This window comes from Cloacibacterium caeni (assembly GCF_907163125.1).
In the GTDB taxonomy this organism is placed as follows: domain Bacteria; phylum Bacteroidota; class Bacteroidia; order Flavobacteriales; family Weeksellaceae; genus Cloacibacterium; species Cloacibacterium caeni_B.
Map to the genome: position 1 here is coordinate 169,437 of NZ_OU015319.1, position 25,403 is coordinate 194,839.

Below are 25,403 nucleotides of genomic sequence, written 5' to 3' on the forward strand. Positions count from 1 at the left end.
TTTCGTAAATTTAAATATGCAAGGACGAAAACACTTTACATCACAACTGTTCTACGAACTCAGTCTAGATATGCTAGTTCCTGAGGATAATTATTATAGAAAATTGTTAACGGAGCTCGATTTACATTTTATATATAAATCAAATCAAAAATGAAGTGCAAAAATCACCCTTGTTTTGTTACGAAAATTTAGTAAATTTGGGTTTGTTTTATGATAAGAATGAATTTTAAACGACATATTTTTTGATGAGTTGGTTCAATGGAAAACGAGTTCTAATGCCATACCGTTGATACTAAGAGGAGCTCGACAAGTAGGAAAACGACCTTGGTTCGTAGTTTCGGGGAAAGTTATACCCATTTTATAGAGTTTAATTTAGAAAAAAGCGAAGATGCTAATCTCGTAGAACGGAGTAATAGTGTGCAGGAATTGGTCAATTTTTTGCATTAAAAAATGAAATCTCTCCAAAAGATTTTCCCTAGACACTGCTTTTTATTGATGAAATCCAGGAATCCGAAAAAGCTATTTCTTTTTTGCGGTATTTTTATGAGGACTTGCCAGAATTGAATGTCATTGCTGCGGGGTCTTTGCTGGAGCATACCTTAAAGAAAACTAAAAATTATCCAGTAGGTAGGATTAATTATCTGTATTTGTTTCCTTTAAATTTTCAGGAATATCTTGAAGCACAGGGGAAAAAGAATTTGTTAGAAAGATTTCGGAATGTTCCCGTTGACGACATTGCCCACGAACTTTTGATGAAAGAATTCCACACCTATTGTATTATTGGGGGAATGCCCGAAATTGTTGTCAACTATGTTGCTCATAAAGATTTATTATTCCTTCCACAGATTTATGAAAGTATTTGGAATACCTACAAAGATGATGTGATAAAATATGCAGATAGTAAATCGGAAGAAAATGTGATGCAACACATCGTAAATACCGCTGCATCATTTGTTGACCAACGGATTAAATTTCAAAATTTCGGACACTCTAATTATAAGTCGAGGGAAGTGAGCGAGGCATTCAATAATTTAGATGCCGCAAAGGTCATTCAGGTAATTTATCCTTGTACCAATGTAGAGCCGCCAATTCTTCCAGATTATAAAAAATCGCCACGATTACAATTTTTGGATACAGGAATTTTAAATTTTGATCAGAATATTCAAGCCGATTTGTTGCTAATGAAAGACCTTAACGAAGCATACAAAGGAGCGATTATCCCTCATATTATCAATCAGGAAGTTTTGTCTTTGAATACTACGGATTACAAAAAGACCAACTTTTGGGTTCGGGACAAAACGCAATCGTCAGCAGAGGTTGATTTGCTCATTGCTCACGGGAAATTCTTGATTCCTATTGAAATTAAATCGGGGAAAACGGGAAGTTTGAAATCCTTGCATCAATTTGTGAATCAAGCCCCTCATCAATTCGCAGTCAGAATGTATGGAGGGAAATTCAACATTGAAGAAACTGTTACACCAGAAGGGAAACCTTACTTGTTAATGAATTTGCCTTACTATTTAGGGACGTATTTAAAACAATATATCAATTACTTTATCACTAAATACAATGTCGAATAATTTTATTACCAATAATAAACAACAAAAAACACTAAAAGGAAGATTGAATAATTTGATTTCCATTAGTGATAAGCTGAAATTTCTGGTAGGTTATTTTTATTTTTCAGGATGGTCAGATATCTACTTAAGTCTTCAAAAAAATCCTCAATAAAAAATAAAATTGTTAGTGGGGTTACACCTTTGTAATTATTTAGGCACTCAAACGAAAAACTCCTAAAAACAATGAAGTTTATAATGTTGATACTTTTCATAGGCAACAAGAGTTTTTAGATGATATAGATTCGGATATTCAATTATTTAAAGATATTCAAAAGCGACTGAAAGACTTAAAATTAGTAGAGAATGATCCTAAGCAGGAAGAAATTATAAAAAAATAAAACGCCTTCTAGCTAATGAGCCGAACAGAAAAATTATTCTGTTTTCAGAATATGTAGATACAATTCATCATCTTGAGAAACGATTCAAATCAGAATTGAAGAATGAAGTATTGGTTTGCGATGGTAAAGTTTCAAAAGATTTAGCAAGACATTTAAACAGTGATTTTAATGCACAATATAATAGGGGTTAAAAACAGCTCATTTTAAAATATTATTAACTTCAGACAAGTTATCCGAAGGGTTTAATAGCATAAAGTCTTTATTTATTAGACAATGTATTTAATACTAAATTTATATATCTAATTGCATATAATTATTGCAAATTTAATTATTTTATACGTTTTTGCATATAATTTAATATATTTGCATAAAATAATTGCAAAAGCATATAATTATGTACGTTAACCTAGCCAATTTTATAAAGACAAAAAGGAAAGAAGCCAATCTTACCCAACAAGAATTTGCGGAAAGAGCTGGTGTTGCATTAACTGTGGTTCGGAAAATAGAACAGGGAAAAGAAAATCTCAGCTTGTCAAAAGTAAATCAGGTACTTCTGATGTTTGGGAGTAAACTTGTTCCTGCCAATTTAAAAGAAATTGAAAAATGAGACAGGGAAAAGTTTTTTATCAAAATCATTTTGCAGGAGTCGTTACGGAAACCAACGATGGAGATTACACCTTTGAATATGATAATGATTATATTCAAAAATTTCCGTATCAATTCATTACCTTTTCAATGCCTGTTTCCGAGAAATTATATAGAGAAAATAGGTTGTTCCCTTTTTTTGAAGGATTAATTCCAGAAGGTTGGCTTTTGGAAATTGCCTCCGAAAGTTGGAAAATCAACAAAAACGACAGAATGGGATTGCTTTTGGCGTGTTGCAAAAATTGCATTGGTGCAGTAAGTGTAGAACCTTTAATTGTGAAAAGTGATGGGTAAAAAATGTCTATATTGCTATCAAGAAGTAATGGGCGAAGAGGATTTTCATCCGCATTGCAGTCAGAAATTCTTTGGGACAACTAATCCTCCAATTTTAGATTATACGTTGCAGGAAATGGAAATTTTGGCAAAACAAGTCATTGAAACTTCCGTTGCAGTTCCAGGAGTTCAGCCAAAATTATCGATGGGCTTCATTAAAGATGTTCTAAAGGATGCAAACAGAGGTAGATTAACGGTTGTTGGTGCTTTGGGAGGTAACTATATTTTAAAACCGCAAAATTCCACTTTTTCGGAGATGCCCGAAAATGAACATCTGACGATGAAAATGGCTGAAATATGCGGTATTACTACCGTGATGTCCTCACTCATTCGTTTAAAATCTGGCGAATTATCCTACATTACAAAACGAATTGACAGAGACGATAATGGAAACAAAATTCATATGCTGGATATGTTTCAAATCTTAGAAGCATTTGATAAATATCGTGGTTCAGTAGAGAAGGTTGGAAAAGCGATTAAAGAGCATTCTGCAAACACTTTATTAGATTTAATGAGGTTTTATGAAATAGTAATTTTCTGTTACATTACAGGAAATAATGATATGCATCTCAAAAATTTTTCGCTCATATTAAATGGTGAAAATTGGGAAATATCTCCTGCTTACGATTTGCTCAACGTTCAACTTCATTTACCTGAAGATAAAGAAGAATCAGCATTAACTATTGGTGGAAAAAAGAAAAAACTTTCCAAAAGCGATTTTATTAATTTAGGATTAAAATTAGGATTAAACCAAAAACAAGTGGAGAATACTTTTAAACGTTTTCTAAAATCAGAGAAGAAAATGTTATCACTCATTCATCAATCCTATTTAAGTAAAGAACATCAAGAAAAATACATCAAACTGCTCCAAAATAGATTGCTAATCTTTCAATAAAAAATTATATTTTTTTTCACCGACAAATTTAATGTATGAAATAATACGCGTTAATCTTTAATTTTGATATTTATGAATTATTTTTCAAAAATTAATAAATTAAAGAAAACGGCAAAAAGAATAAAAAAGAAGACAATGTTCACGATCTTTTATCTGTACCTTATTTGTACCGTAAAATCATAACTAATTGATTATCATATATCGTTATTTTTGAAGAAGTGAAGTAAATCACGATAAATATTAATATCAAATCCCAATCAGTAATGGTTGGGATTTTTTTTGTGAAGTTTTATTAAAATTAAACGCCATGAATTTTCAAACGACTTCTTTTGACTTTTCTTCAGGCTTTCTTTGTTAAAAAAAAGTTATGGCACAAATTGTAGAATTTAACGGATTTACGTTTAAGATTAATCCAGAAAACAGAAAAGAATTATTGATTAAGAGAACTACTGCAAAGAACTTTACTTCATTTAAAAGTTTCGAAGCTACCATTCATTATTTGTTGAGTTCTAAAAATCTGATGGTAATTTTTACCGATAATGGTTTTTATGATTCACTGAATCCACTTTCGGGAAATTGGGTCAATTTCAGAGTTTAAGAAATGTTTTTATTCAAAATATGCCACAATATCGATTCACTACGATAAGAGATTTGAATACTTTTTCTACGATTCTTCAGAAGAATTGGGTAGTGGAAGTAAAGTGCATTGCGCAGAATAATCCTCTACTTTTATTAGAAGATAGAATGAAAATAGCGGCTGCAGTGGAAGAAAAATATGATACAGTTTGCAATCCGCTTTCTGTAAATCTTCACAATTTTAAAATAGAGAAATTGGAATGAAAAATTAAACGCTAATTAAAATTATTGTTCATAAAAAAAATTTTTCTCCAAGTCTTACTTTGTCTGAGTAAGGCTTTTTCTTTGCCAAGAAATATTGATTTCATTAAAATTAAAAAAATCCAATACCATGAAATTTTTCAACTATCATCACTTAGATATTTTAGAATATGAGCCAGATTTTCAGATAGATGAAGTACTAGAAATTTCGCAATGTTTAATCTATTATAAGGATGATTTTCGGGAGGTTTGGCTAGATGGAAACCAAAAAATCGTCAAAGAAAAACGATTTGAAAATGGAAATATTTTTTATTTTTTTGAATCCAATAAAATAGAAAACGAAACGGAAGATTACACCATTACCCTCTTTGATGAAAAAGGAAAAGTGACAAATTGTGATTCGTATAAAAGACCAAAATCTCTATTTTTCCAAAACAGTATTTTCTATGAACAAAACTTTCATCATTTTACATTAGAGGAAAAAGGTCAGTTGTGTTTTTATAAATATTTTTGGAAAGGTCAGCTTCCCGATGGTTGGTTGAAGACTTCTTTTATCAAAAAAGAAAATGATTTTGAAGAAATCATCATCACAGATAAAAAACAGAATGTAAAAGCTCAAATTTTGAAAATCAATGACTGTGTCTATTCCGAAAGACGATTTTCTCATTCATTTGATTGTGATTTTTATTTTCTAGGAGTTAAAAAAAGAAAAGCGTTTAAAAATTTCGATGAAGAAGGGAAATTGTTACTCCAAGAATTTGATGACGAAAAAGGATTTAACAGTCAATTATTTCAATATAGATTTCTAACCGATAGTTATACAGAAGTCAATAAGAAGTGTTTCTTGAATGATAAACTCGTGGAAGAAAAAAAATCACAATTTGTATTAAAACGACTTAAATTGACGTTCTGTTTGCTTAGCTTTGGTTCATAGAAAAAAATAATGAACCTAAAAACCAAATCTCATGGCCAAAAATGAACAAATGCTTCGCTTAGTTTTAATAGAACAATTATTAAGAAGAAGAAAAGATAGAGGCGCATCTTACGAAGAAATTTCTGATTTTTTAGAAGATAAATTTCAAGAAAAAGGTCTCACGCTTAAATTTACAGAACGCACTTTTCAGCGAGACAAAGTTGCCATTGCAGATGTTTTTGGGATACAGATTTCATTTTCTAGAAAGCGAAATGTACATTTTATAGAGCAAGAAGAACTAGAACTTTCTCAGGAAAGTGTTTTTGACCAATTGCTTTTGGTACAAGCCTATCGTGAAACGCAAGATAAAACAGACGTCATGTTCTTCGAGCCAAGAAGAGCCAGAGGTTTTGAATATTTAAACGGAATTGTGCATGCCATTACTCAGAAAAAAGTCATCACCTTCAGTTACCAAAAATTTTGGGAAAACGAAAAATCTTCCAAAGTAGTAACACCTTATGCGTTGAAAGAATTTAAAAACAGATGGTATCTTTTGGCTGCAGATTACAAATCAAAAGATGGTTCTTTTTTCTTGAAAACCTTTGGTTTAGACCGTATTTCGGACCTAGATATTACCACAGCAAGTTTTACAAGAGAAGAAATTAATATAGAAGAAACGTACAAAAATTCTTTCGGTATCATTAGTGCAGACGGAGCTTTGCCTCAAGAAATTCTATTGAAGTTTGATAATGAACAAGCCAATTATGTAAAAGCTTTGCCACTGCATCATTCACAAACCATCATTTCTGAAGATGAAAACGAGACGGTTTTTAAAGTTTTTGTAGTGCCTACTTATGATTTCCAGAGAGAAATTCTCTCTTACGGAAAACGGGTGCAAATTCTGGCTCCAGAATCTTTCAAAAAAGAAATGAAAGAAGAAGTAGAAATCATGCTCAAGAATTTTTTGTAATTGCTAAAAAATAAACTAATTATCTAACATTTACCAATAACCATGAAAACACTTTCTAAATCTCGTTTCGTTTCTGGCGTACAATGCGAAAAAAAACTTTGGTATTCCTATTACCGAAAAGACTTACAACTGCCTACTGATGAGCAGACTCAAGCAATTTTTGACCTAGGACATCAGATAGGAAATTTGGCACAAAATAGATTTCCTAATGGTAAAGATGCCACTCCAGAAGATTTTTCGGATTTTTCTCCTTCCATTGAAAAAACCAAACTATGGATTGCAGAAAAAGTAGAAACCATCTACGAAGCTACTTTCACCGCAAAAAATGCACTTTGTATGCTTGATATTTTACATCGAATGAATGATGAAATCTGGGCAATAGAAGTAAAAAACAGTACTTCTGTCAAAGATTATCATCTTACCGATGCATCATTGCAATATTTTGTGATGAAAGAAGCGGGTTATGTACCAGATAAGTTTTTTCTGATGCATATTAACAATCAGTACATTAAAAATGGTGAGTTAACAGATGAATTTTTTCATTTGGAAGATATTACAGATAAAGTTTTGTCTAAACAAACTTGGGTAGAAGAAAATTTGGAAAGATTACTTGTAATGTTAGAAAATAAACAGGAACCCAATATTTCCATCGGTGCACATTGTTCGTCTCCTTTTGCTTGTGATTTCGTACATCATTGTTGGAAAGACATTCCCGAAAATTCTGTATTTGAATTATATCGAGGTGGCAATAAAGCATGGGAATTATATAAGCAAGGAATTCTGAAAATTGAAGATATAGAAGATGGTTTTCCGCTTACACATTTTCAACATTTACAAAGAAAAGGACTGAGAAATCAAGAGCAGTACATCAATAAAGAAGCCATTAAGAATATGATTTCTTCTTGGCAGTTTCCTCTGTATTTCTTTGATTTTGAAACTGTTTTCCCTGCTATTCCTGTTCTGGACGGAACGAGACCTTATCAGCAAGTTCCGTTTCAATATTCCTTGCATATTTTAGAAGAAGATGGCAAACTTTCGCACAAAGAATTTTTAGCCCATCCTGAAGATTTTTCTAATGGTAAAAATCCACTGAAATTATTGGTAGAGCAACTCAAACAAGATTTCGGAAATGAAGGAAATATTGTCACATATAATCAGAGTTTTGAAGTGGCAAGATTAAATGAATTGGCAAATATCTTTCCCGAAGATGCTCCGTTTTTAAAAAATTTAGTGAGTAGAGTAGTAGATTTGTTGCCGGTTTTTCAAGGGGGATTTTGTTATTTTCCAGAGATGAAAAATTCTGCTTCTATTAAATCTGTTTTACCAGCGGTTGCCCCAGATTTTACCTATCGAAATTTGGTCATTCAAGAAGGAGGAACCGCCAGTTCGCTTTATCATCAATCAATTCTTCAACAAAAATTTGTAGAAGAAGATCTTGCAATTCATTTACTAAAATATTGTGAACTCGATACTTATACAATGGTGGTGATTTATCAGTTTTTATTAAGTGTAGCTTGAGAAAAGAATCAAAAATCAAGAGCCAAGAATCAAGTAAAAAGATTCAAGAGTTAAGAGTCGAGAATTGAGATTTAAGATTTTTAATTTTATCAATAGGAACGGGCTATTTATGCTGAGTTTAGTCGAAGTAAGTCCGTTTTTTATGGTTATGGAATGAGGATTTAGCCTAAATTTAATATCCATCATTCATCATCCAACTTCCTTCATCCAACATCCAACATATAATCATTCTTCACAAATATCAGCGAAAATTAGCGGTAGAAATTTGCGAAAATCTGCGAGAAACTCCACATCTATCACCACATCATCACATCATCACATTATTTCTCCACCGTCACATTCTGTCCGAGTACTAACCTAACTTTGATGTACAAAATTTAAAAAAAGACAATATCATGGAAAGAGAAATCGTTTTTGAAGTCCTTACAGAAGGCAGAAGCATCAGCATTGAAAGAGCCGAAAATCCAGAAATAGGATTTGATTATTTTCTAAAAACTCAAGAAGCTGAAATTTTTGAGGATGAGACACCCATAAATCAAACAAACGTTTTTGATAATTTCTACGAACCTTTTGACGGAATCAATCAAAAATATGCTTGGTATAATTTGCATTTGAACTACATAGATGAGGATTTTAGTGAATATGCAACAGAAGAATTGGTAAAAGTTCTTAATCAAAAACAAATAGAGACTTTGAAAAATCAAGAACTGTTGGAAGAAAAACTCCATTGTTTTTTGATTTGTAAAGAAATTCCTGAAAAAAAAGGCTTAAAGAGGATGAAAATCAGCAGTTTGGTAAAGGTAACCGAACATGAATTTATAGAGCGCTATTTTGAGGAAGACCAAGAAATTGATAAAAAATATCAATTGAAAGGAACGTATGAAATGTGGACTGAAGAGCAACCTTATTATCTGAAAAATACAGAACTCATTAACTCTAGAAATACCTTCGAGTTTTTGGGGTACCTAGAAATTTCGGGCAATAGCATTATTCTAAAAGACGAATGGGAAGAAATTTGCTGCGTTTTGCCTTCGGATAAATATTTTATCTCGTTACAACCAGCGCAGATAATTAGAGAATGGTCTGCAATCAACTACTAGTCAAATTCGGGTTTTCTATGGGGTTTGTTCGTGGTTTGTTCGTGTTTCCTTCGAATCAGCCTCGGAAAAGTACCATAAATTACGAACAAACCACGAACAAACCTAAAACTTGAGTAGAACTTGACTCAAAGAAAACTGCTAAAAAATACCTTTTTTTACGGTTTTCCTTAAGGGAGGAAATATAGATTTTCATTATTTTGATATTCATTTATGTTTTTTTAATCAAACTGCTATGTCTTAAAACTACCTCCATGCTTAACCTGCAAAAACTTCTTTTTATGATTGAAGAGTTACATAAAAGAGGATACGAAAGCCTTAAAGCAATTCCTTCTTTATCTCCTTCTGGAGCAAGTTGGCGTTTAGAACTATTTAATGCAGATTGGAGTCAAAGAGAATCAGCATTTAAGTGGTTAGAGTGTCATTTTAAAATTGAAAAAGAAGAAATAACAGAATCTAATGTAGAATTAGCCGATCTTTTTGAAAGAGAATTTTTGGTTTTTTACAATTATGTAAAGGAGAAAATAAAAAATATACCATGTGGTTTTCTTATATGTTAGCTGAATTAAATGAGGAAGAACTACCTTATGCTTTTTCTGATTACTATAATGATAGGGATTTTTGGCAAACCTCTCAAAAGAAAAAGATTATGAGTTTTAATGACAGTTATTAAGAAGCGAATTCAATATTCTTAGAACGAGTTTTTTTCTTTTTTTATTTTCCCTATTTTCGCAGCATGATTTTCACAGAAGAAACCACACTAGAACATCTTTGCATCAATTACGTAGGAAACCAAACGCATCAAGAAGCTTTGGTAACCACAGATTCAGAAGTTTTCATCACAGATGAGATGAAAGCATTGCTCAAAGATTATTTCCTTAAAAATTTTAAACCCGAAATCTTTTTCGAGTTTTTCCATAGTTCTAATATTGAGAACAACGAAGTGTTTACTTACGTTTCAGAGATTTTTGAACAACCAGAATTGCTAGAAAACCAATCCAAAAAATTGGCAAAACTGCTTTACGAACATTCTACCAATCCTAGAACCAAAGGTGGAGAATTCTACGTTTGCTTTTTCAAAGATTGCATCGTAAAAGGAGAAAGATATGACGCAGTGGGACTTTTTAAATCCGAAAACAAAGACACTTTCCTGAAAGTTTCTACCAAAAACGATGTCACACTGAGCGGAGTCGAAGTGTTTGAGTTAGAAACCTTACAAGGAATCAATTTGAATAAAGTAGACAAAGGTTGCTTAATTTATAATACCAACAAAGAACAAGGCTATCTCATGTCTATTATTGATGGAACGAGTAGAGCCGAAACCAGTTATTGGATGGACGATTTCTTACAGGTTCGTCAGCGTCAAGACGAATATTTCGAGACGCAAGAAACGCTTACGCTTTACAAAGAATACATCACGAAACAACTTCCGAAGGAATTTGAAATCACCAAAGCAGACCAAGCAGATTTCTTGAACAAATCGCTGAGTTTTTTCAAAGAAAAAGAAGAATTTAAGATGGAAGAATTCACGGGAGAAGTTTTGGGAGACCAAGAAGTCATCCAAAGTTTCAATGCCTTCAAAACCCAATACGAAGACGAAAGAGATTATGCTTTGTCAGATGAATTTGCCATCAATGATGCGGCAGTTAAGAAAAACGCTAGAATTTTTAAAAGCGTCATCAAACTAGACAAAAACTTCCATATTTACATTCACGGTGACCGAAAACTCATCCAGCAAGGACAAGATGAAAACGGAAAATATTATATGCTCTATTTCGAAGAAGAGAACTAAAAAAAATATCTCGCTGATTTAGCAAATTTAGCAGATTTTAAAAAAAAATATTCATCAGTATAATAAGCTAGAGTTTAAAAAATAAAGGACAAAAATTTACTTTTTTGTCCTTTTGAATTTCTTATTTTCAATCTTTTCTTTTGTCTCTTTTGCGGTTAATTAATTTTAAAAAACATCGGCTTAATCTGCACAATCAGCGAAAGAAAAAAAATCAAGGACAAAAATTTACTTTTTGTCCTTTTGAACTTCTTATTTTCAATTTTTTCTTTTGTCTCTTTTGCGGTTAATTAATTTTAAAAAACATCGGCTTAATCTGCAAAATCAGTGAAAGAAAAAAAATCAAGGACAAAAATTTACTTTTTTGTTCTTTTGAATTTCTTATTTTCAATTTTTTCTTTTGTCTCTTTTGCGGTTAATTAATTTTAAAAAACATCGGCTTAATCTGCAAAATCAGTGAGAAACAAAAAAACGCTCCAAATTTTTGGAGCGTTTTCAATTTATTTCAATTCAGATTCATTTTCTTGGAACAAATCTGGAACAGACCAATATCTTTCACCAGTGTCATAATTAAAGGTCAAAACTTTAGCGCCTTTTGGTAATTCTGGTAATTTCTTCGCAATTGCAGCAAGAGAAGCACCAGTAGAAATTCCTGCTAAAATTCCTTCTTGAGCCGCTAATTTTCTAGCAAAATCAAAAGCTTCTGCTTTTTCTACTTGAATCACACCATCTAGAATTTCAGAATTCAAAACTTTTGGTACAAAACCAGCTCCAATTCCTTGCAAAGGATGCGGACCAGGATTTCCACCGCTTAAAACGGGAGAATCTGTAGGTTCTACGGCATAACTTTTCAGGTTCGGGAATTTTTCTTTCAAAACTTCGGTTACGCCCGTAATATGACCACCAGTTCCTACACCTGTAATCACATAGTCAAATCCCTCAGGGAAATCTGCCAAAATTTCTTGAGCAGTGGTATTTTTATGAATTTCTGGATTCGCATCGTTTTCAAATTGCTGTGGAATCCATGAATTTTCAATCGTAGAAGCCAATTCGTAAGCTTTTTTCACCGCACCATTGGTTCCCAATTCTCTAGGAGTTAAGACAAATTCAGCGCCATAAGCAGACATGAGTTTTCTGCGTTCCACAGACATAGATTCTGGCATTACCAAAACTAATTTATAACCTTTTACTGCGCAAACCATTGCTAAACCAACACCTGTGTTTCCCGATGTAGGTTCTATAATCAAGGTGTCTTTATTAATTTTTCCTTCTTTTTCCGCCGTTTCTATCATCGCAAGAGCAATTCTGTCTTTGATGCTTCCACCAGGATTTTGGCGTTCTAATTTCATCCACACTTCTACATCACTCCCGAAAATCTTATTTAATTTTACCAATGGAGTGTTGCCAATCACTTCTAGTACATTATTAACTTTCATATTTTTAAAATTTTAATTTATAATTATTAATTATTTTGACATTGATTTCGGAGGTGTTAAAAAATTTTGAAATCAATTCGTTAAAAAATTCCTGTTGTCTGAGCGAAGCGAGTTTCAGGGATTTTAGAATTGATAAGAAATTTTAACCGAGAAATCAGAGTCTTGAACTTTTGGTTCTTTTGTTTCAAGACAAAAGAACTCAATTATATAAAATAATTTATCGGTTCATCTCCCGGAAATTTATTTCTCACCGTCACTTGACCTTTGTGAAAAACTACCGAATTTTTCGGTAGGCTGTCTGTAATCCAAACGTTTCCACCGATGATGCTGTTCTCTCCAATCACGGTTTCTCCTCCTAAAATGGTAGCATTCGCATAAATAACTACACCGTTTTCTATGGTAGGATGTCTTTTGGTATTGGCAATTTCTTTTGAAACAGAAAGCGCTCCCAAGGTGACTCCTTGATAAATTTTGACACCATTTCCAATTTCTGAGGTTTCACCTATTACAATTCCCGTACCATGATCGATGAAGAATGGCGAACCAATGGTAGCACCAGGATGAATGTCTATTCCTGTTTTGCTGTGCGCTAACTCTGTCCAGATTCTAGGAATCAACGGAATTTTTTCCAATTGTAATTCGTGTGCCAATCTGTAAATTGCAATCGCATAAAAACCGGGATAAGAAAAAGTGACTTCTTCTACAGAGGTTGCAGCAGGGTCATTTTCTAAGGCAAAAGCAGCGTCTTTTTCTAAAGTTTTATAAATTTCTGGGAATTTGGTGAAAAAATACTCTCCACATGCTGTGGCTTTTTCTTTGTCATCAAAAACAGAATAAAGAATCTTGATAAAATCTATTTTAAATTGCTGTAAACGCTTGGCGATTTCATCTTCTGAAGCACATCTTTGAAGTTCTAGAAAAAACACGAATCTAAAAAAATCATCGATAAAGGTTTCAATTTTCTTTTTATCTAAATCATATTTTCTGTTAGAATATCCGTCTTGTAAATGCTTCAAAAAATTTTCCATCCTTCAAAATTTAAAACAAAGGTAAGCAATGTCTCTGTTTTTGTCCTTGATTTATGGTAATTTTTACATCTATTTACACGATTGAAAAATTTTAAAATTAGGATGTAATTCATATCAAGAAAATTGTCTAATCCTCAAATAATCACTAAATTTGAGCAACTTAATTTTAAACTTTAAAAAAAATAAAAAAAATGAAAGTAACTGTAGTTGGAGCAGGAGCTGTAGGTGCATCTTGCGCAGAATATATTGCTATGAAAAACTTCTGTTCAGAAGTAGTTTTAGTAGATATTAAAGAAGGTTTTGCTGAAGGTAAAGCAATGGATTTAATGCAAACTGCTTCTTTGAATGGTTTTGATACTAAAATTACGGGAACAACTGGTGATTATAGTAAAACTGCTGGTTCAGATGTAGCGGTAATCACTTCTGGTATTCCTAGAAAACCAGGAATGACTAGAGAAGAGTTAATCGGTATCAATGCAGGAATTGTAAAAGATGTAACGGCTAACTTAGTAAAACATTCTCCTAATGTAACCATTATCGTGGTTTCTAACCCAATGGATACTATGGCTTACCTAGTTCACAAAACTTCTGGTTTACCAAAACATAAAATCATTGGAATGGGAGGAGCTCTAGATTCTGCAAGATTCAAATACAGATTAGCAGAAGCTTTAGAAGCTCCAATTTCTGATGTAGACGGAATGGTAATTGCAGCACACTCAGATACTGGTATGCTTCCTTTATTGTCTAAAGCAACTAGAAATGGTGTTCCTGTAACTTCTTTCTTGTCTGAAGAACAACAAGCGTATGTAGTAGAAGAAACTAAAGTAGGTGGGGCTACATTAACTAAATTATTAGGAACTTCAGCCTGGTATGCACCAGGTGCAGCAGTTTCTGTAATGGTTCAGGCAATTGCTTGTGACCAAAAGAAAATGATTCCTTGTTCACTTATGTTAGACGGAGAATATGGACAATCTGACATTTGTTTAGGTGTTCCTGCGATTATCGGGAAAAATGGAGTAGAAAAAATAGTAGAAATTGAATTAACTGAAGCAGAAAAAGAAAAATTTGCAACTGCAGCAGCAGCGGTAAGAGAAGTAAATGGAGATTTAAAATTCTAAAAAATCTTTTTTTGAAATAAATAAAAACGCATCATTTTTGGTGCGTTTTTTTGTTTTCTTTAACATTATTTAAAACTATTTGTGACGCACCTCCGAAACAAAACCAATAAATTTGCCATACTCAACCAAAATTAAATTCTATGTTAAAAAAAATTACAATACTTGCCATTGCAATTTTATCTGTTGGAAGTGGCTATGCGCAAAAATCTGATGCGAATAAGCATGTAAAACCTTCACAAGAAGCTATACAAAAACCTAAATTAGTAGTAGGAATTGTAGTTGACCAGATGCGTTGGGATTTCTTATATAAATATCAAGCAAAATACGGAAACGGTGGTTTCAAAAGATTATTAAATGAAGGCTACAGTTTTAATAATGTGATGATTGATTATATTCCTACGGTTACTGCATTAGGTCATACTTCTATTTATACAGGTTCTGTTCCATCGATTCATGGAATTGCTGGAAACGACTGGACCGATAAAGAAACTGGCAAAAATGTTTACTGTACCACAGATGAAACGGTAAATGCTGTAGGAACAGAAGCTAAAAAAATAGGTCAGCATTCTCCTAGAAATCTTTGGAGTACTACCATTACAGACCAGTTAGGAATTGCGACCAATTTCCGTTCAAAAGTAGTTGGTGTTTCTTTGAAAGATAGAGCTTCTATTTTACCAGCAGGTCATAATCCTACTGCGGCTTTTTGGTTTGATGAAACTACAGGGAATTTCATTACTTCTGATTATTATTTGAAAGAATTACCACAGTGGTTGAATGAATTTAACAAAGAAGAAAACGGTAAAAAACTAGTTGCAAATGGCTGGAAAACATTACTTCCTATTTCAGAATATTTCGAAAGTACAGAGGATAATGTATCTTGGGAAAGCCTTTTAGGAAGTGCTAAAACGCCTACTTTTCCTTATGAAAATTTAGCAAAAGATTACGATGCTAAAAAAGGAGTGATTAGAACAACGCCTTTTGGGAATTCTTTAACCCTTAAAATGGCAGAAGCTTCTATCAATGGTTACGGAATGGGTGAAGACCAAATTACAGATTTCTTAACGATTAATATTGCTTCTACAGATTATGTAGGTCATGCTTTTGGTCCAAATTCTATAGAAATAGAAGATACTTATTTAAGATTAGATCAAGATTTAGAAGCGTTTTTCCAGCAATTAGATAAAAAAGTAGGAAAAGGAAACTATTTGGTATTCTTGTCTGCAGATCACGGTGCTGCGCATTCAGAAGGTTATATGCAAGCCAATAAAATGGCAACAGGTTTCTTTGGCGAAGGTTTAGAAAAAACACTTAATGATGAACTTGAAAAAAAATATGCTGGGAGTAAATTGATTTTAGGAATTGATAATTACCAAGTTTATCTTAACCAAAATGTCATCAAGGAAAAAGGATTAGAAACAGATGAGGTAAAGAAAACGATTCTTGGTTTGCTGAATAAAGATAAAAGAGTTTTGTACGCAGTAGATTTAGAAGAAGTAGCAGAAACAGCAATTCCTGAACCGATTAAAACCAGAATTATCAATGGTTACAACTGGCAAAGAAGTGGTGATATTCAAATTATTACACATGACAGCATGTTGCCAACTTATGCTAAAAAAGGAACTACTCACAGTGTTTGGAATTCATACGACGCTCACATTCCATTAATTTTCATGGGTTGGAAAGTTAAAAACGGACAAAGTGCAAAACCATATCACATGACTGATATTGCACCAACTCTAGCTCAAATGCTGAAAGTTGAAAATCCAAGTGGAAACATAGGAAATCCTATTACAGAAGTTTTAGAGAAATAATAGATTTTTATCTATTACTATATTATAAAATCGGGAAATTTTCCCGATTTTTTTGTTTTAAAGTAAGAAAAAACGTACGGCGCGAGCTTTGCTCGCGCCGTACGTTTTTAAACAATAATATTCAAGTGAAAAGGATTTTTACTTTTTCACAGGCGGATAGTTGGCCATAATTTCTGCTACAATGGCTGGAATTTGTTTTTGCTTAGATTTAGGAGAATCTACATTGATTCCGCTTCCTACACCTTGCCAAACTAATTTTCCAGTTTTAGCATCTACGATGTCAATAATCAAACTTCCTCTGTTGTAATCGCTAGTCCAAGCTCTGCTCATTCCAACTCCCCAACCAAAAGGTCTTCCCCAACCATACATTCCGAAACTAGGTTCAATTCTCGTATCTTCTACTTTTTTATGAGAAGCTTTCAGGTTTACAACTAAATCGGGAGTTTGAGATGCTGATAAACCTTTCATTTGTAGGTTTTTAGCTACTTCGTTTAAAACACGGTCTTTGTCTAAATCATTCAGTTTTAAATCATCTACTCTAAACTGATATGTTTTATAAGAACTAAAATTGGCAGTTTCAGCGTAATCTGTTCTCACATTAAATGGTGAACAAGACGTAACAAAAAGTGCTGCTGAAGCCAACAAAAGGAAAAAATATTTCTTCATTTTTTTATGATTTATGTGGTTTTTTCTCAATTTTTTTAAAAGAATCAGTCTTTTTATCATAACCATAAGGGCAATGTTTACAACCACTTTTACAGCAATAACCGCGTTTTAAGTGGTATCTTTCGGTGAAAACTTTGTAGCCTAATTCATTATAATAAAAATCTTCGCCTTCTACTAATTCTTTATCAAATTTCATTCCATAAAATTACAAAAAATTCAATCATATTTTTAAATCATTGTGATAATTGCTCCTTTTAACTTTTCATATCTTTGTTCTATGATTATTTTGAGTTTACGCCTTCTCCGAAAGACTAGAATCAACGGAATTACCATTTTTCCGTTCATTTTTCTTCGTGAATCAGCTTTTAAGGAAAATAAAACACTCATTAATCACGAAAAAATACACATTCGTCAGCAATTAGAACTCCTCATTATTTTCTTTTATTTGTGGTATATAGTAGAATATTACTATTGGTATTTTAAGTTAAAAGACGAACATTTGGCTTACCGAAATATCAGTTTCGAAAGAGAAGCTTACGCTATGGAAGAAGATTTAAATTACCTCGAAACCAGAAAAATTTGGAGTTTTTGGAAGTACAGAGTGTGAATAGGACATGACTAATTCATTCACATTTTAATTTTAAAACGCAAAGATTTTTAATTATTTATTTAACGATTAAGTGAGCTAAGTCAACGAATAAATTCGTTTTTAAGCGTTCGCTTCATCAATTCGCTAGCGAACTCAATCTTTGCTTTCTTAAATTTTAGTTCCTTATTAATGTAACTTTGCGTTTCAAATTGGTAAATAATTGATTGCCTTTGATTTTTTCTTCTTACTGCTTTATTTAAATTTGTATTATGAATTTACCCAAACATAAAATTCCAATTATAGAAATTCCTATCGGAAAAAAAGTAAGACTTTTCATCAAAAGAGAAGACCTTACCCATCCCGAAATTTCAGGAAATAAATATTGGAAAATGTTTTACAATATCAAAAAATATTTAGAAAAAGAAGTTTCTGAAAGGAAAATCATTACTTTCGGAGGTGCGTTTTCTAATCATATTGCAGCAGCGGCTGCTTTGGGAAAAGAATTTGATATCGAAACTCAAGGAATTATCAGAGGAGATGAATTAGAAAACACTTGGCAAGAAAATCCTACACTTTCTTTAGCGCACCAAAACGGAATGACTTTCAGATTTGTAACCCGAGAAACTTATAGAGACAAGGAAACTTTGATGAAAAACCTTCAAGAAGAATTCCCCGAAAGTTTGGTAGTTCCAGAAGGAGGAACTAATGAAAATGCGGTGGAGGGAATTCAGTTTATGCTCAATGAAGAAACTCAAGATTTTGACTATCTTTGCAGCGCTATAGGAACAGGAGGAACCATTTCTGGAATCTCTAAATATGCAGAAAAACATCAAAAAGTGTTAGGTTTCAAAGCCGTGAAAGATGAATCTTTAGAAAAAAGGATTTTAAATTTTTCTAAAAGACAAAATTTCACCATTTTTGATGCTTCTGATGGCGGTTTTGGCAAAATAACAGACGAAAATATTCGTTTTATAAATAAATTTTATCAAGATTTTGGCATTGTTTTAGAGCCTGTTTACACTGGAAAAATGCTCAGGAAGATTTTTGAACTCATAGAAGAAGATTATTTTCCAGAAAATAGCAAGATTTTAGCTTTTCATACAGGAGGTTTGCAAGGAATAAAAGGTGCAAACGAAATGTTGAAAAAGAAAAACAGAAATTTAATTTTATTACATGACAAAAATTAATAACCACAAAAGAATCAAAAGAAATACTTAAAAAAGTATTTCAAGAGTAAAAAAAGTAAAACATTTCGCTTTTTTTACTTTTGAATAACTTATAAACAGGTGAAATCTTTTGTCGCTTTTGCGGTTAAAAATATAATTTAAAAAATTGTCATGTCCTAAATAATCTAATTAAAGTTTTTTAAATTTTAAAATAAGTTCCGTAGGAACGAAAGGTTTGTAGATAAAACATCATTATCAATAGGAAGTTCCGTAGGAACGACACATAAATATGAAGAAACTCATTTTAATATTTTCAATTGCCTTGTTTTCAAATATCCAAGCCCAAACTTGGAAAACCGAAGACCAATACATTCAGCGATTTGCACAATATGCTGTAGAAGAAATGGAATTATACAATATTCCCGCTTCTATTACTTTGGCGCAAGGACTTTTAGAAACAGGAGGTGGTCAGTCTAGATTGGCACAAGAAGGGAAAAATCACTTCGGGATTAAGTGTAAAGAAAACTGGACGGGCAAAACTATGAAACATACAGATGACGCACCAAATGAATGTTTCCGTGTGTATGAAGATCCTAGAGAATCTTACAGAGACCATTCTTTGTTTTTGGTGAATCGTCCTTTTTACAAAAATTTATTTCAACTTGACCCAAAAGATTATAACGCTTGGGCTCATGGTTTGAAAAAGGCAGGTTATGCGACCAATCCTAGATACGCTTATATTTTGATTGATAAAATTCAGAAATATAAACTTTTTGAATTTGACTATATCAAAAAAGAACAAGTCACCGAAAAACTTTTGGCTTTGTATCCTGATTTGGTGAATGATAAAGAATTTTTAGCTAAAAATTTGCCAACTCCTAAAAAAGAAGAGGCTCCAAAAGTCGTAATCGATGCTCCAGAACCTAAAAAATTGACTAAAGAAGAAGTTTTATTATCGGTTCTGATGAAAGCACATCCTAATGAAGCTTTGAGATATATTGTAATTCCGATGGAACCAGATTATGACGATGCTTCGGAAGTAAGCTTACAAGATATTTCTAAAAAATATGGCGTTTCTACTTCTAAATTGATGAAATGGAACGAGCTTTCTTCTCAAACTTTAAAAGAAGGACAAATTCTCTTCCTCGAAAAGAAAAATTCTAGCGGAAGTGTAGAAACGTATCGCGCCGAAAAAGGAGATAATATGTATTCTATCGCTCAGAAATTTGCAATAAGACTCGATAAACTTTATGACAAAAACCGCATGGAATATGGAGATAAAGTAAAAGAAGGGCAATTAATTTATCTTAAAAACAGAAAACCTAGATAAAATTTTTTGTAAAGAATTTTGCGTGAGCGATTGAAGTGAAAATCCCGCAACCGCTGAAAGCGAGTGAGGAATTGTAACGAAAAGCGCGACCTGAAATAAAAATTTTTTTCATTCTGAATGGAATGAAGAATCTGAAATTTTTATGAAGGACACGCCCAAAACATTAAAAAAATAAATTCAAAATTATGTTATATCAAAGAAGTTCGGCTTTATTTGAAGAGGCGTACAAATATATTCCAGGAGGTGTTAATTCGCCAGTTCGTGCTTTCAAATCTGTAGGAGGAGTTCCTATTTTTATGAAATCTGCGAAAGGTGCCTATTTAACAGATGCAGATGACAGAACGTATGTAGATTACATCAATTCTTGGGGACCCGCAATTGTAGGTCACGCTCATGATGAGGTAGTAGAAGCGGTAAAATTACAAGCAGAAAAAGGCTTTTCCTTTGGTGCGCCAACAGAATTAGAAACAGAAATTGCAAAATTTATCATCGAAAATGTTCCGAATATTGATCAAATCAGAATGGTTTCCTCAGGTACAGAAGCTTGTATGAGCGCCATCAGATTAGCAAGAGGTTATACAGGAAGAGAAAAAATCATCAAATTTGAAGGTTGCTATCATGGTCATTCTGATTCATTTTTGATCAAAGCAGGAAGTGGAGCTGCCACTTTTGGGAACCCAAATTCTCCAGGAGTAACTTCTGGAACTGCAAAAGATACGCTTTTAGCAAAATACAATGATATAGAACAAGTAGAGGATTTGTTCCGTCATAATCAAGGTGAGATTGCTGCGATAATTGTAGAACCCGTTGCTGGAAATATGGGTTGCGTTTTGCCAGAAAATAATTTTCTTCAAAATTTAAGAAAAGTTTGTGATGAAAACGGCGCCTTATTGATTTTTGATGAAGTGATGACTGGTTTCAGATTGGCTTTCGGTGGAGCGCAAGAAGTTTTTAATGTAAAAGCAGATATTGTGACTTACGGAAAAGTAATTGGCGGAGGAATGCCAGTTGGTGCTTTTGCGGCAAGAAACGAAATTATGAATAAACTTTCGCCACGAGGTGATGTGTATCAAGCCGGAACTTTAAGCGGAAATCCTCTAGCAATGAGAGCAGGTCTTACAACGCTTCAACTCATCAAAAACAATCCTAATTTCTACGAAAAACTCAATAAAACTACAGAAACGCTTGATTTTGAAATTGGCAAAATTCTCAATGCAAAAGGAATTGCCCATAAAATCAATAGAAAAGGAAGTATGATGAGCATTTTCTTCCATACGAATAGGGTTTCTAATTTTGAGGAAGCTGCAGATTCTAACCATTCATTATTCAATAATTTCTTCCATCAATTGTTGGCTCAAGGAATTTATCTTCCGCCAAGTGGTTACGAAACGTGGTTTATTTCTGATTCGATTAACGAAACCGAAATTGATAAAACGCTTGAAGCCGTAAGAAATTTTGATTATTCAGATAAAGTTGAAGACTAATTTTTTTGCCACGAATACACGAATATTTTTAAAATTAATTTGTGCATTCGTGGCATAATTTATATTTCCAAGCCTAAAAGTTTCGCTTCTTTAATCACAAAATTTTTGGCTTCTTCTTTATCATTGGCAATTTCGCCTTCTAAAATCGCTTCTTTTACTTTTTCTTTTAAAATTCCAATTTCACGACCAGGTTTCAATTGGAACATTTCCATAATTTCTTCTCCAGAAATCGGTGGTTGAAAATTTCTAACATGGTCTTTTTCTTCCACTTCTTTTATTTTCTTCGCTACATATTCAAAATTTTTCTTGAATTTTTCCTGTTTTGAAGAATTTTTTGTGGTAATATCAGCCTTACAAAGCGTGAACAAATCTTCTAAATCTTCACCAGCGTCAAAAAGCAATCTTCTCAAGGCCGAATCCGAAGTTCCATCATCAATCAAAGCAATCGGTCTAGATGAAAGTTTTACCATTTTTTGAACATATTTCATATCAGTTCCTAAAGGTAATTTCAGTCTTGTAAATAGATTTTTCACCATTTTAGAACCTAAAAATTCATGTCCGTGGAAAGTCCAACCAATTTTTTCTACAAATTTTTTAGTCGGAGCTTTTCCGATGTCGTGCAATAAAGCAGCCCATCTTAACCAAAGATTATCGGTGTTTTTAGAAATATTGTCCACAACTTCCAAAGTATGCCAAAAATTATCTTTGTGCGTTTGTCCTTCTACTTCTTCAATGCCTTTTAGCGCTGTTAATTCTGGAATTATTTTTTCTAAAAGTGTGGTTTCTTCCATCAATTTTAAACCAACCGAAGGTTTTTCGCTCAACATAATTTTGTTGAATTCTACCATAATGCGCTCCATAGAAACAATTTTGATGCGTTCTGCTTCTTGTTTGATGGCTTCTAGAGAATTTTTCTCAATTTCAAAATGTAAAACCGATGCAAATCTAATCGCTCTCATCATTCTCAAAGGATCGTCAGAATAGGTTTGAGCTGGTTCTAAAGGCGTTTTCAGAATTTTATTCTGCATGTCTTCTCTTCCGTTAAAAGGATCAATCAGTTCCCCGAAATTTTCAGCATTCAGAGAAATAGCGAGTGCATTTACGGTAAAATCTCTGCGTTTTTGGTCGTCTTCCAAAGTTCCGGTTTCTACCGCCGGTTTTCTAGAATCTTCGGAATAACTTTCTTTTCTGGCACCTACAAATTCTAAATCTAAATCTTGGTATTTAATCATGGCAGTTCCATAAGTTTTGAACACAGAAACTTTCAAATCTCCGAGTTCTTTTCCTACTGCTTTTGCGAGTTCTATTCCGCTTTGTTCGGTTACAAAATCGATGTCTGTTGGTGCTTTTCTTTGCATCAACAAATCACGAACGTAACCGCCAACAATATAAACCGTTTGGTTATTTTCTTGGGCGACTTTAGAAATGATTTTAAAAAGTTTGAAATTTTTATTTTGGGTTAAATTGATTTTCATTTTTGTATAAAAACTCTCGCAGATTGAGCCGATTTTGCAGGTTTAATCTGCGGTTTCTACTAAATCTGCGAGAAATTAATTTTTTGCAAAGATAAGATTAAATATAGTTTTTCAAAAACTTCTGAATTTAATCACTCTCTTAAAACTTTTACTCTTCCGTCACTCCAGACTTTTATCACAGAAGAACCAGAATATTTGGAAACGCTTTCTCTGTTTTCTTCTACGGCGTAATCTACCGCATCAACGAGTTCTTGAGAAATGTCTGAGAATTTCAATGGTGATTTGTCTCCGCTAAAATTGGCAGAAGTAGAAACCAAAGGTTTATTAAGTTTAGAAATCAATTTTTTACAAAAATCATCTTTCACCAGTCTAATGCCAATACTTCCATCTTCAGCTAAAATTTTTTTAGGCAGATTTTTAGGATTTTCATAAACGATAGTGACAGGTTTTTCAGACAAATCAATAATTTGCCAAGCCATTTCTGGAACATCTACCAAATCTTGTAATCGGCGTTCGTTTTCTACCAAAATAATCATAGATTTGGTTTTCTCACGCTTTTTGATTTCAAAAATTTTGTTGATGGCTTCTACATTGGTTGCGTCACAACCAATTCCCCAAATGGTATCAGTAGGATAGAGGATAACGCCGCCGTTTTTTAATATTTCTAATGCTTTTTCCATAATTATTTAGAATTTTCTTCAAACTCTGATTTTAGTTCTATAATATTAGGATTTCTTGATGAAAAAATGATGGTTTCAAAATCTCCAACATTTTTTAAAGTATCTTTCAAAAACAACATTTTTGAAATCTTTTCATTATTAAACTCAAAATTTATTTTTGCTCTTTTGTTGCCTTTATAATATGAAATATCTTCAATTTTAACTGATTTTTCAATTCCATAATAGGTTAAATCTGTGTACTCTACGAAATTTACAATTTTATAAAATATGAATATTGTTAAAATTAAAATGGCAAATGAGAATATTGTTAAAGTTTTTCTGAATTTTAAAAAATTTTCTTGAGACGTGAGTTTGTTTAAATTTAATAAACCAATAAATCCAAAGTTATCATTCTTAAAATTTATTTTTCTTGAAACTAGAATTCCTATGTGCAAAGTACCAAACCAGCATAATCCTAAAATGAAAAATAGTAAAAAGAATTCTCCAGAATATAAATCAAGTTTCCACCAAAAATTATAAGCTAATAAGAATGAAACTCCAATTAATAGAACAGAAATTAATAAATATTGTATGGTAACTTTATAATTCATAATTGTTTAGATTCCTTCGGAATGACAAACGATGTGATTTATTCTATTTCAAATTCGGTAAATACCTCTCCTCAACTATTTTTAAATGATGGAAATTATGTCCCACGATTAATCTTCCGATGGTTTCTACAGAAATTTCGTTTCCATTAGCTTTTCCAGTGTTGGTAAGTGCTGCATTTTGTAAATTTTCGAAGAAAATGATAGACGTTTGTCTCACAATTCTGAATTCTTCTAACAAACTTACCAAAGTTCTGTCATTGGCAAAAGAATTCGCTACGAAGAAATCTTCATCAAAACCAGATAATTCGGTTTGGTCTTTTCTGGCAAAGCGAAGCGCTCTGTATTGGAAAATCTTTTCGGTATCTATTAAATGAAGAAGCAATTCCTTGAGCGTCCATTTTCCTTCTGCGTAAGCAAAAAGTGATTTTTCATTGTGTAAACCAGAAAAAATCTGAATGGTTTCTGCTCCTGAATTGATCATTTCTTCCAACCAATTATCAGATGGAATTAGGTCTAAATATCTTTGAATATATTTTTGAAATTCAGTCATAACATTTGAGATTTGAGATTTTGGATTTAAAATTTAACATTATTCTGTTAGAAATCGTAAATCCAAAATCAAACATTAAATAGGATTAGTCCATTCATAAAAATTGGCGTGATTATAATGTTCAAAACCACAACTCGGATAAAGTTGGTTGCCAATTTCGTTGGTTTTATCGGTTTCTAAAAGAATTCCGCAAGCTTTTGTTTCTCTACAAAGTTCTTTTGCGCTTTCTATCAAAGCTTTAGAATGCCCTTTTCCTCTGTGATTTTCGTTGACGAATAAATCGTTCAAAAGCCAATATCTTTTCATTCTTGTAGAAGAAAACAATGGGTACAATTGAGTAAAACCAGTCAAAATTCCGTTTTCTTCTGCTACGAAAATTTCAGAATCTTGGTTTTCTAATCTTTCTTTTAGAAAATTTTCAGCACCTTCAATATCACTTTCCTTATGATAAAAACTTCTGTATTGGTCAAATAAATTTGACAGTTGAGGTAAATCTTCTAAAGTGGCTTTTCTCGTCAACATAGAT

Annotated in this window: 27 protein-coding genes; 18 read left to right on the forward strand and 9 right to left on the reverse strand. The window is 32.5% G+C overall.

Annotated features, from left to right (window positions below; all coding sequences use genetic code 11):
• Positions 1–530: 530 nt before the first annotated feature.
• From KKQ79_RS00800 to KKQ79_RS00855, 12 genes are all read left to right on the forward strand, one after another.
• Positions 531–1,580, forward strand: a complete 1,050-nt coding sequence (locus KKQ79_RS00800) for an ATP-binding protein (RefSeq protein WP_250131160.1) — start codon at positions 531–533, stop codon at positions 1,578–1,580.
• A gap of 771 nt (positions 1,581–2,351) precedes the next feature.
• Positions 2,352–2,564 (forward strand): helix-turn-helix domain-containing protein, encoded by a 213-nt coding sequence (locus tag KKQ79_RS00805; RefSeq protein WP_078703592.1) that lies wholly within the window; start codon positions 2,352–2,354, stop codon positions 2,562–2,564.
• Positions 2,561–2,896, forward strand: a complete 336-nt coding sequence (locus KKQ79_RS00810) for a HipA N-terminal domain-containing protein (RefSeq protein ID WP_165135963.1) — start codon at positions 2,561–2,563, stop codon at positions 2,894–2,896. Before KKQ79_RS00805 ends, KKQ79_RS00810 begins: the two co-directional genes overlap by 4 nt.
• The gene (locus KKQ79_RS00815) at positions 2,889–3,830 is read left to right on the forward strand and encodes a HipA domain-containing protein (RefSeq protein WP_165135960.1); all 942 of its coding nucleotides are present in this window, start codon (positions 2,889–2,891) and stop codon (positions 3,828–3,830) included. The genes KKQ79_RS00810 and KKQ79_RS00815 overlap by 8 nt, the downstream gene beginning before the upstream one ends.
• A 367-nt stretch (positions 3,831–4,197) precedes the next feature.
• On the forward strand, positions 4,198–4,428 hold the full coding sequence (locus KKQ79_RS00820) for a hypothetical protein (protein ID WP_213188548.1): 231 nt from the start codon (positions 4,198–4,200) through the stop codon (positions 4,426–4,428).
• A gap of 20 nt (positions 4,429–4,448) precedes the next feature.
• Complete coding sequence (locus tag KKQ79_RS00825) at positions 4,449–4,670, forward strand: hypothetical protein (RefSeq protein ID WP_213188549.1); 222 nt, start codon at positions 4,449–4,451, stop codon at positions 4,668–4,670.
• A gap of 127 nt (positions 4,671–4,797) precedes the next feature.
• Positions 4,798–5,601, forward strand: coding sequence for a hypothetical protein (locus KKQ79_RS00830; RefSeq protein ID WP_213188550.1), 804 nt, complete (start codon positions 4,798–4,800; stop codon positions 5,599–5,601).
• A gap of 31 nt (positions 5,602–5,632) precedes the next feature.
• Positions 5,633–6,550 (forward strand): helix-turn-helix transcriptional regulator, encoded by a 918-nt coding sequence (locus tag KKQ79_RS00835; protein WP_069798717.1) that lies wholly within the window; start codon positions 5,633–5,635, stop codon positions 6,548–6,550.
• A 42-nt stretch (positions 6,551–6,592) separates the two neighbouring features.
• Positions 6,593–8,068 carry a DUF2779 domain-containing protein gene (locus KKQ79_RS00840; protein WP_213188551.1) on the forward strand — a complete coding sequence of 492 codons (1,476 nt, stop codon included), beginning with the start codon at positions 6,593–6,595 and terminating at the stop codon, positions 8,066–8,068.
• A gap of 395 nt (positions 8,069–8,463) precedes the next feature.
• Entirely contained in the window at positions 8,464–9,168 is a 705-nt protein-coding gene (locus tag KKQ79_RS00845; RefSeq protein WP_213188552.1) for a hypothetical protein, read from the forward strand.
• 278 nt (positions 9,169–9,446) lie between these two features.
• A complete protein-coding gene (locus KKQ79_RS00850) occupies positions 9,447–9,725 on the forward strand; it encodes a hypothetical protein (protein ID WP_213188553.1) in 279 nt (92 codons plus the stop codon).
• Between the two features lie 176 nt (positions 9,726–9,901).
• Positions 9,902–10,957: a nucleoid-associated protein gene (locus tag KKQ79_RS00855; RefSeq protein ID WP_213188554.1), complete on the forward strand. Its 1,056-nt coding sequence runs from the start codon at positions 9,902–9,904 to the stop codon at positions 10,955–10,957.
• 497 nt (positions 10,958–11,454) lie between these two features.
• Here the strand turns inward: KKQ79_RS00855 and cysK are convergent, their stop codons facing one another.
• Positions 11,455–12,390, reverse strand: a complete 936-nt coding sequence (gene cysK, locus KKQ79_RS00860) for a cysteine synthase A (RefSeq protein WP_069798709.1) — start codon at positions 12,388–12,390, stop codon at positions 11,455–11,457.
• A 203-nt stretch (positions 12,391–12,593) separates the two neighbouring features.
• Entirely contained in the window at positions 12,594–13,418 is an 825-nt protein-coding gene (gene epsC / locus KKQ79_RS00865; RefSeq protein WP_213188555.1) for a serine O-acetyltransferase EpsC, read from the reverse strand.
• Positions 13,419–13,609: 191 nt separating this feature from the next.
• On the opposite strand from epsC, the gene KKQ79_RS00870 reads away from it, so the two are divergent.
• Positions 13,610–14,536 (forward strand): malate dehydrogenase, encoded by a 927-nt coding sequence (locus KKQ79_RS00870; RefSeq protein ID WP_213188556.1) that lies wholly within the window; start codon positions 13,610–13,612, stop codon positions 14,534–14,536.
• A 140-nt stretch (positions 14,537–14,676) separates the two neighbouring features.
• Positions 14,677–16,347, forward strand: coding sequence for an alkaline phosphatase PafA (gene pafA / locus KKQ79_RS00875; protein WP_213188557.1), 1,671 nt, complete (start codon positions 14,677–14,679; stop codon positions 16,345–16,347).
• A 138-nt stretch (positions 16,348–16,485) separates the two neighbouring features.
• Here the strand turns inward: pafA and KKQ79_RS00880 are convergent, their stop codons facing one another.
• Together KKQ79_RS00880 and KKQ79_RS00885 are read right to left on the reverse strand one after the other, a co-directional pair.
• Positions 16,486–17,013, reverse strand: a complete 528-nt coding sequence (locus KKQ79_RS00880) for a DUF4136 domain-containing protein (RefSeq protein ID WP_213188558.1) — start codon at positions 17,011–17,013, stop codon at positions 16,486–16,488.
• Between the two features lie 4 nt (positions 17,014–17,017).
• Positions 17,018–17,209, reverse strand: a complete 192-nt coding sequence (locus KKQ79_RS00885) for a C1orf53 family protein (protein ID WP_104792305.1) — start codon at positions 17,207–17,209, stop codon at positions 17,018–17,020.
• A gap of 81 nt (positions 17,210–17,290) precedes the next feature.
• On the opposite strand from KKQ79_RS00885, the gene KKQ79_RS00890 reads away from it, so the two are divergent.
• The 4 genes from KKQ79_RS00890 to hemL all read left to right on the forward strand — a co-directional run bounded on the left by KKQ79_RS00890 (position 17,291) and on the right by hemL (position 21,582).
• Positions 17,291–17,620 carry a hypothetical protein gene (locus KKQ79_RS00890; protein ID WP_213188559.1) on the forward strand — a complete coding sequence of 110 codons (330 nt, stop codon included), beginning with the start codon at positions 17,291–17,293 and terminating at the stop codon, positions 17,618–17,620.
• 251 nt (positions 17,621–17,871) lie between these two features.
• Positions 17,872–18,789, forward strand: coding sequence for a 1-aminocyclopropane-1-carboxylate deaminase/D-cysteine desulfhydrase (locus KKQ79_RS00895; RefSeq protein ID WP_213188560.1), 918 nt, complete (start codon positions 17,872–17,874; stop codon positions 18,787–18,789).
• 268 nt (positions 18,790–19,057) lie between these two features.
• Positions 19,058–20,098, forward strand: coding sequence for a glucosaminidase domain-containing protein (locus KKQ79_RS00900; protein ID WP_213188561.1), 1,041 nt, complete (start codon positions 19,058–19,060; stop codon positions 20,096–20,098).
• 185 nt (positions 20,099–20,283) lie between these two features.
• A complete protein-coding gene (gene hemL, locus KKQ79_RS00905) occupies positions 20,284–21,582 on the forward strand; it encodes a glutamate-1-semialdehyde 2,1-aminomutase (RefSeq protein ID WP_213188562.1) in 1,299 nt (432 codons plus the stop codon).
• A gap of 59 nt (positions 21,583–21,641) precedes the next feature.
• Here the strand turns inward: hemL and KKQ79_RS00910 are convergent, their stop codons facing one another.
• The 5 genes from KKQ79_RS00910 to KKQ79_RS00930 all read right to left on the reverse strand — a co-directional run bounded on the left by KKQ79_RS00910 (position 21,642) and on the right by KKQ79_RS00930 (position 25,399).
• The gene (locus KKQ79_RS00910; protein ID WP_213188563.1) at positions 21,642–23,057 is read right to left on the reverse strand and encodes a CCA tRNA nucleotidyltransferase; all 1,416 of its coding nucleotides are present in this window, start codon (positions 23,055–23,057) and stop codon (positions 21,642–21,644) included.
• 131 nt (positions 23,058–23,188) lie between these two features.
• On the reverse strand, positions 23,189–23,737 hold the full coding sequence (locus KKQ79_RS00915) for an L-threonylcarbamoyladenylate synthase (RefSeq protein WP_213188564.1): 549 nt from the start codon (positions 23,735–23,737) through the stop codon (positions 23,189–23,191).
• Between the two features lie 2 nt (positions 23,738–23,739).
• Positions 23,740–24,327 carry a hypothetical protein gene (locus KKQ79_RS00920; RefSeq protein ID WP_213188565.1) on the reverse strand — a complete coding sequence of 196 codons (588 nt, stop codon included), beginning with the start codon at positions 24,325–24,327 and terminating at the stop codon, positions 23,740–23,742.
• A gap of 43 nt (positions 24,328–24,370) precedes the next feature.
• Positions 24,371–24,877: a DinB family protein gene (locus KKQ79_RS00925; protein ID WP_213188566.1), complete on the reverse strand. Its 507-nt coding sequence runs from the start codon at positions 24,875–24,877 to the stop codon at positions 24,371–24,373.
• Positions 24,878–24,952: 75 nt separating this feature from the next.
• On the reverse strand, positions 24,953–25,399 hold the full coding sequence (locus KKQ79_RS00930) for a GNAT family N-acetyltransferase (RefSeq protein WP_213188567.1): 447 nt from the start codon (positions 25,397–25,399) through the stop codon (positions 24,953–24,955).
• Between the last annotated feature and the right edge of the window lie 4 nt (positions 25,400–25,403).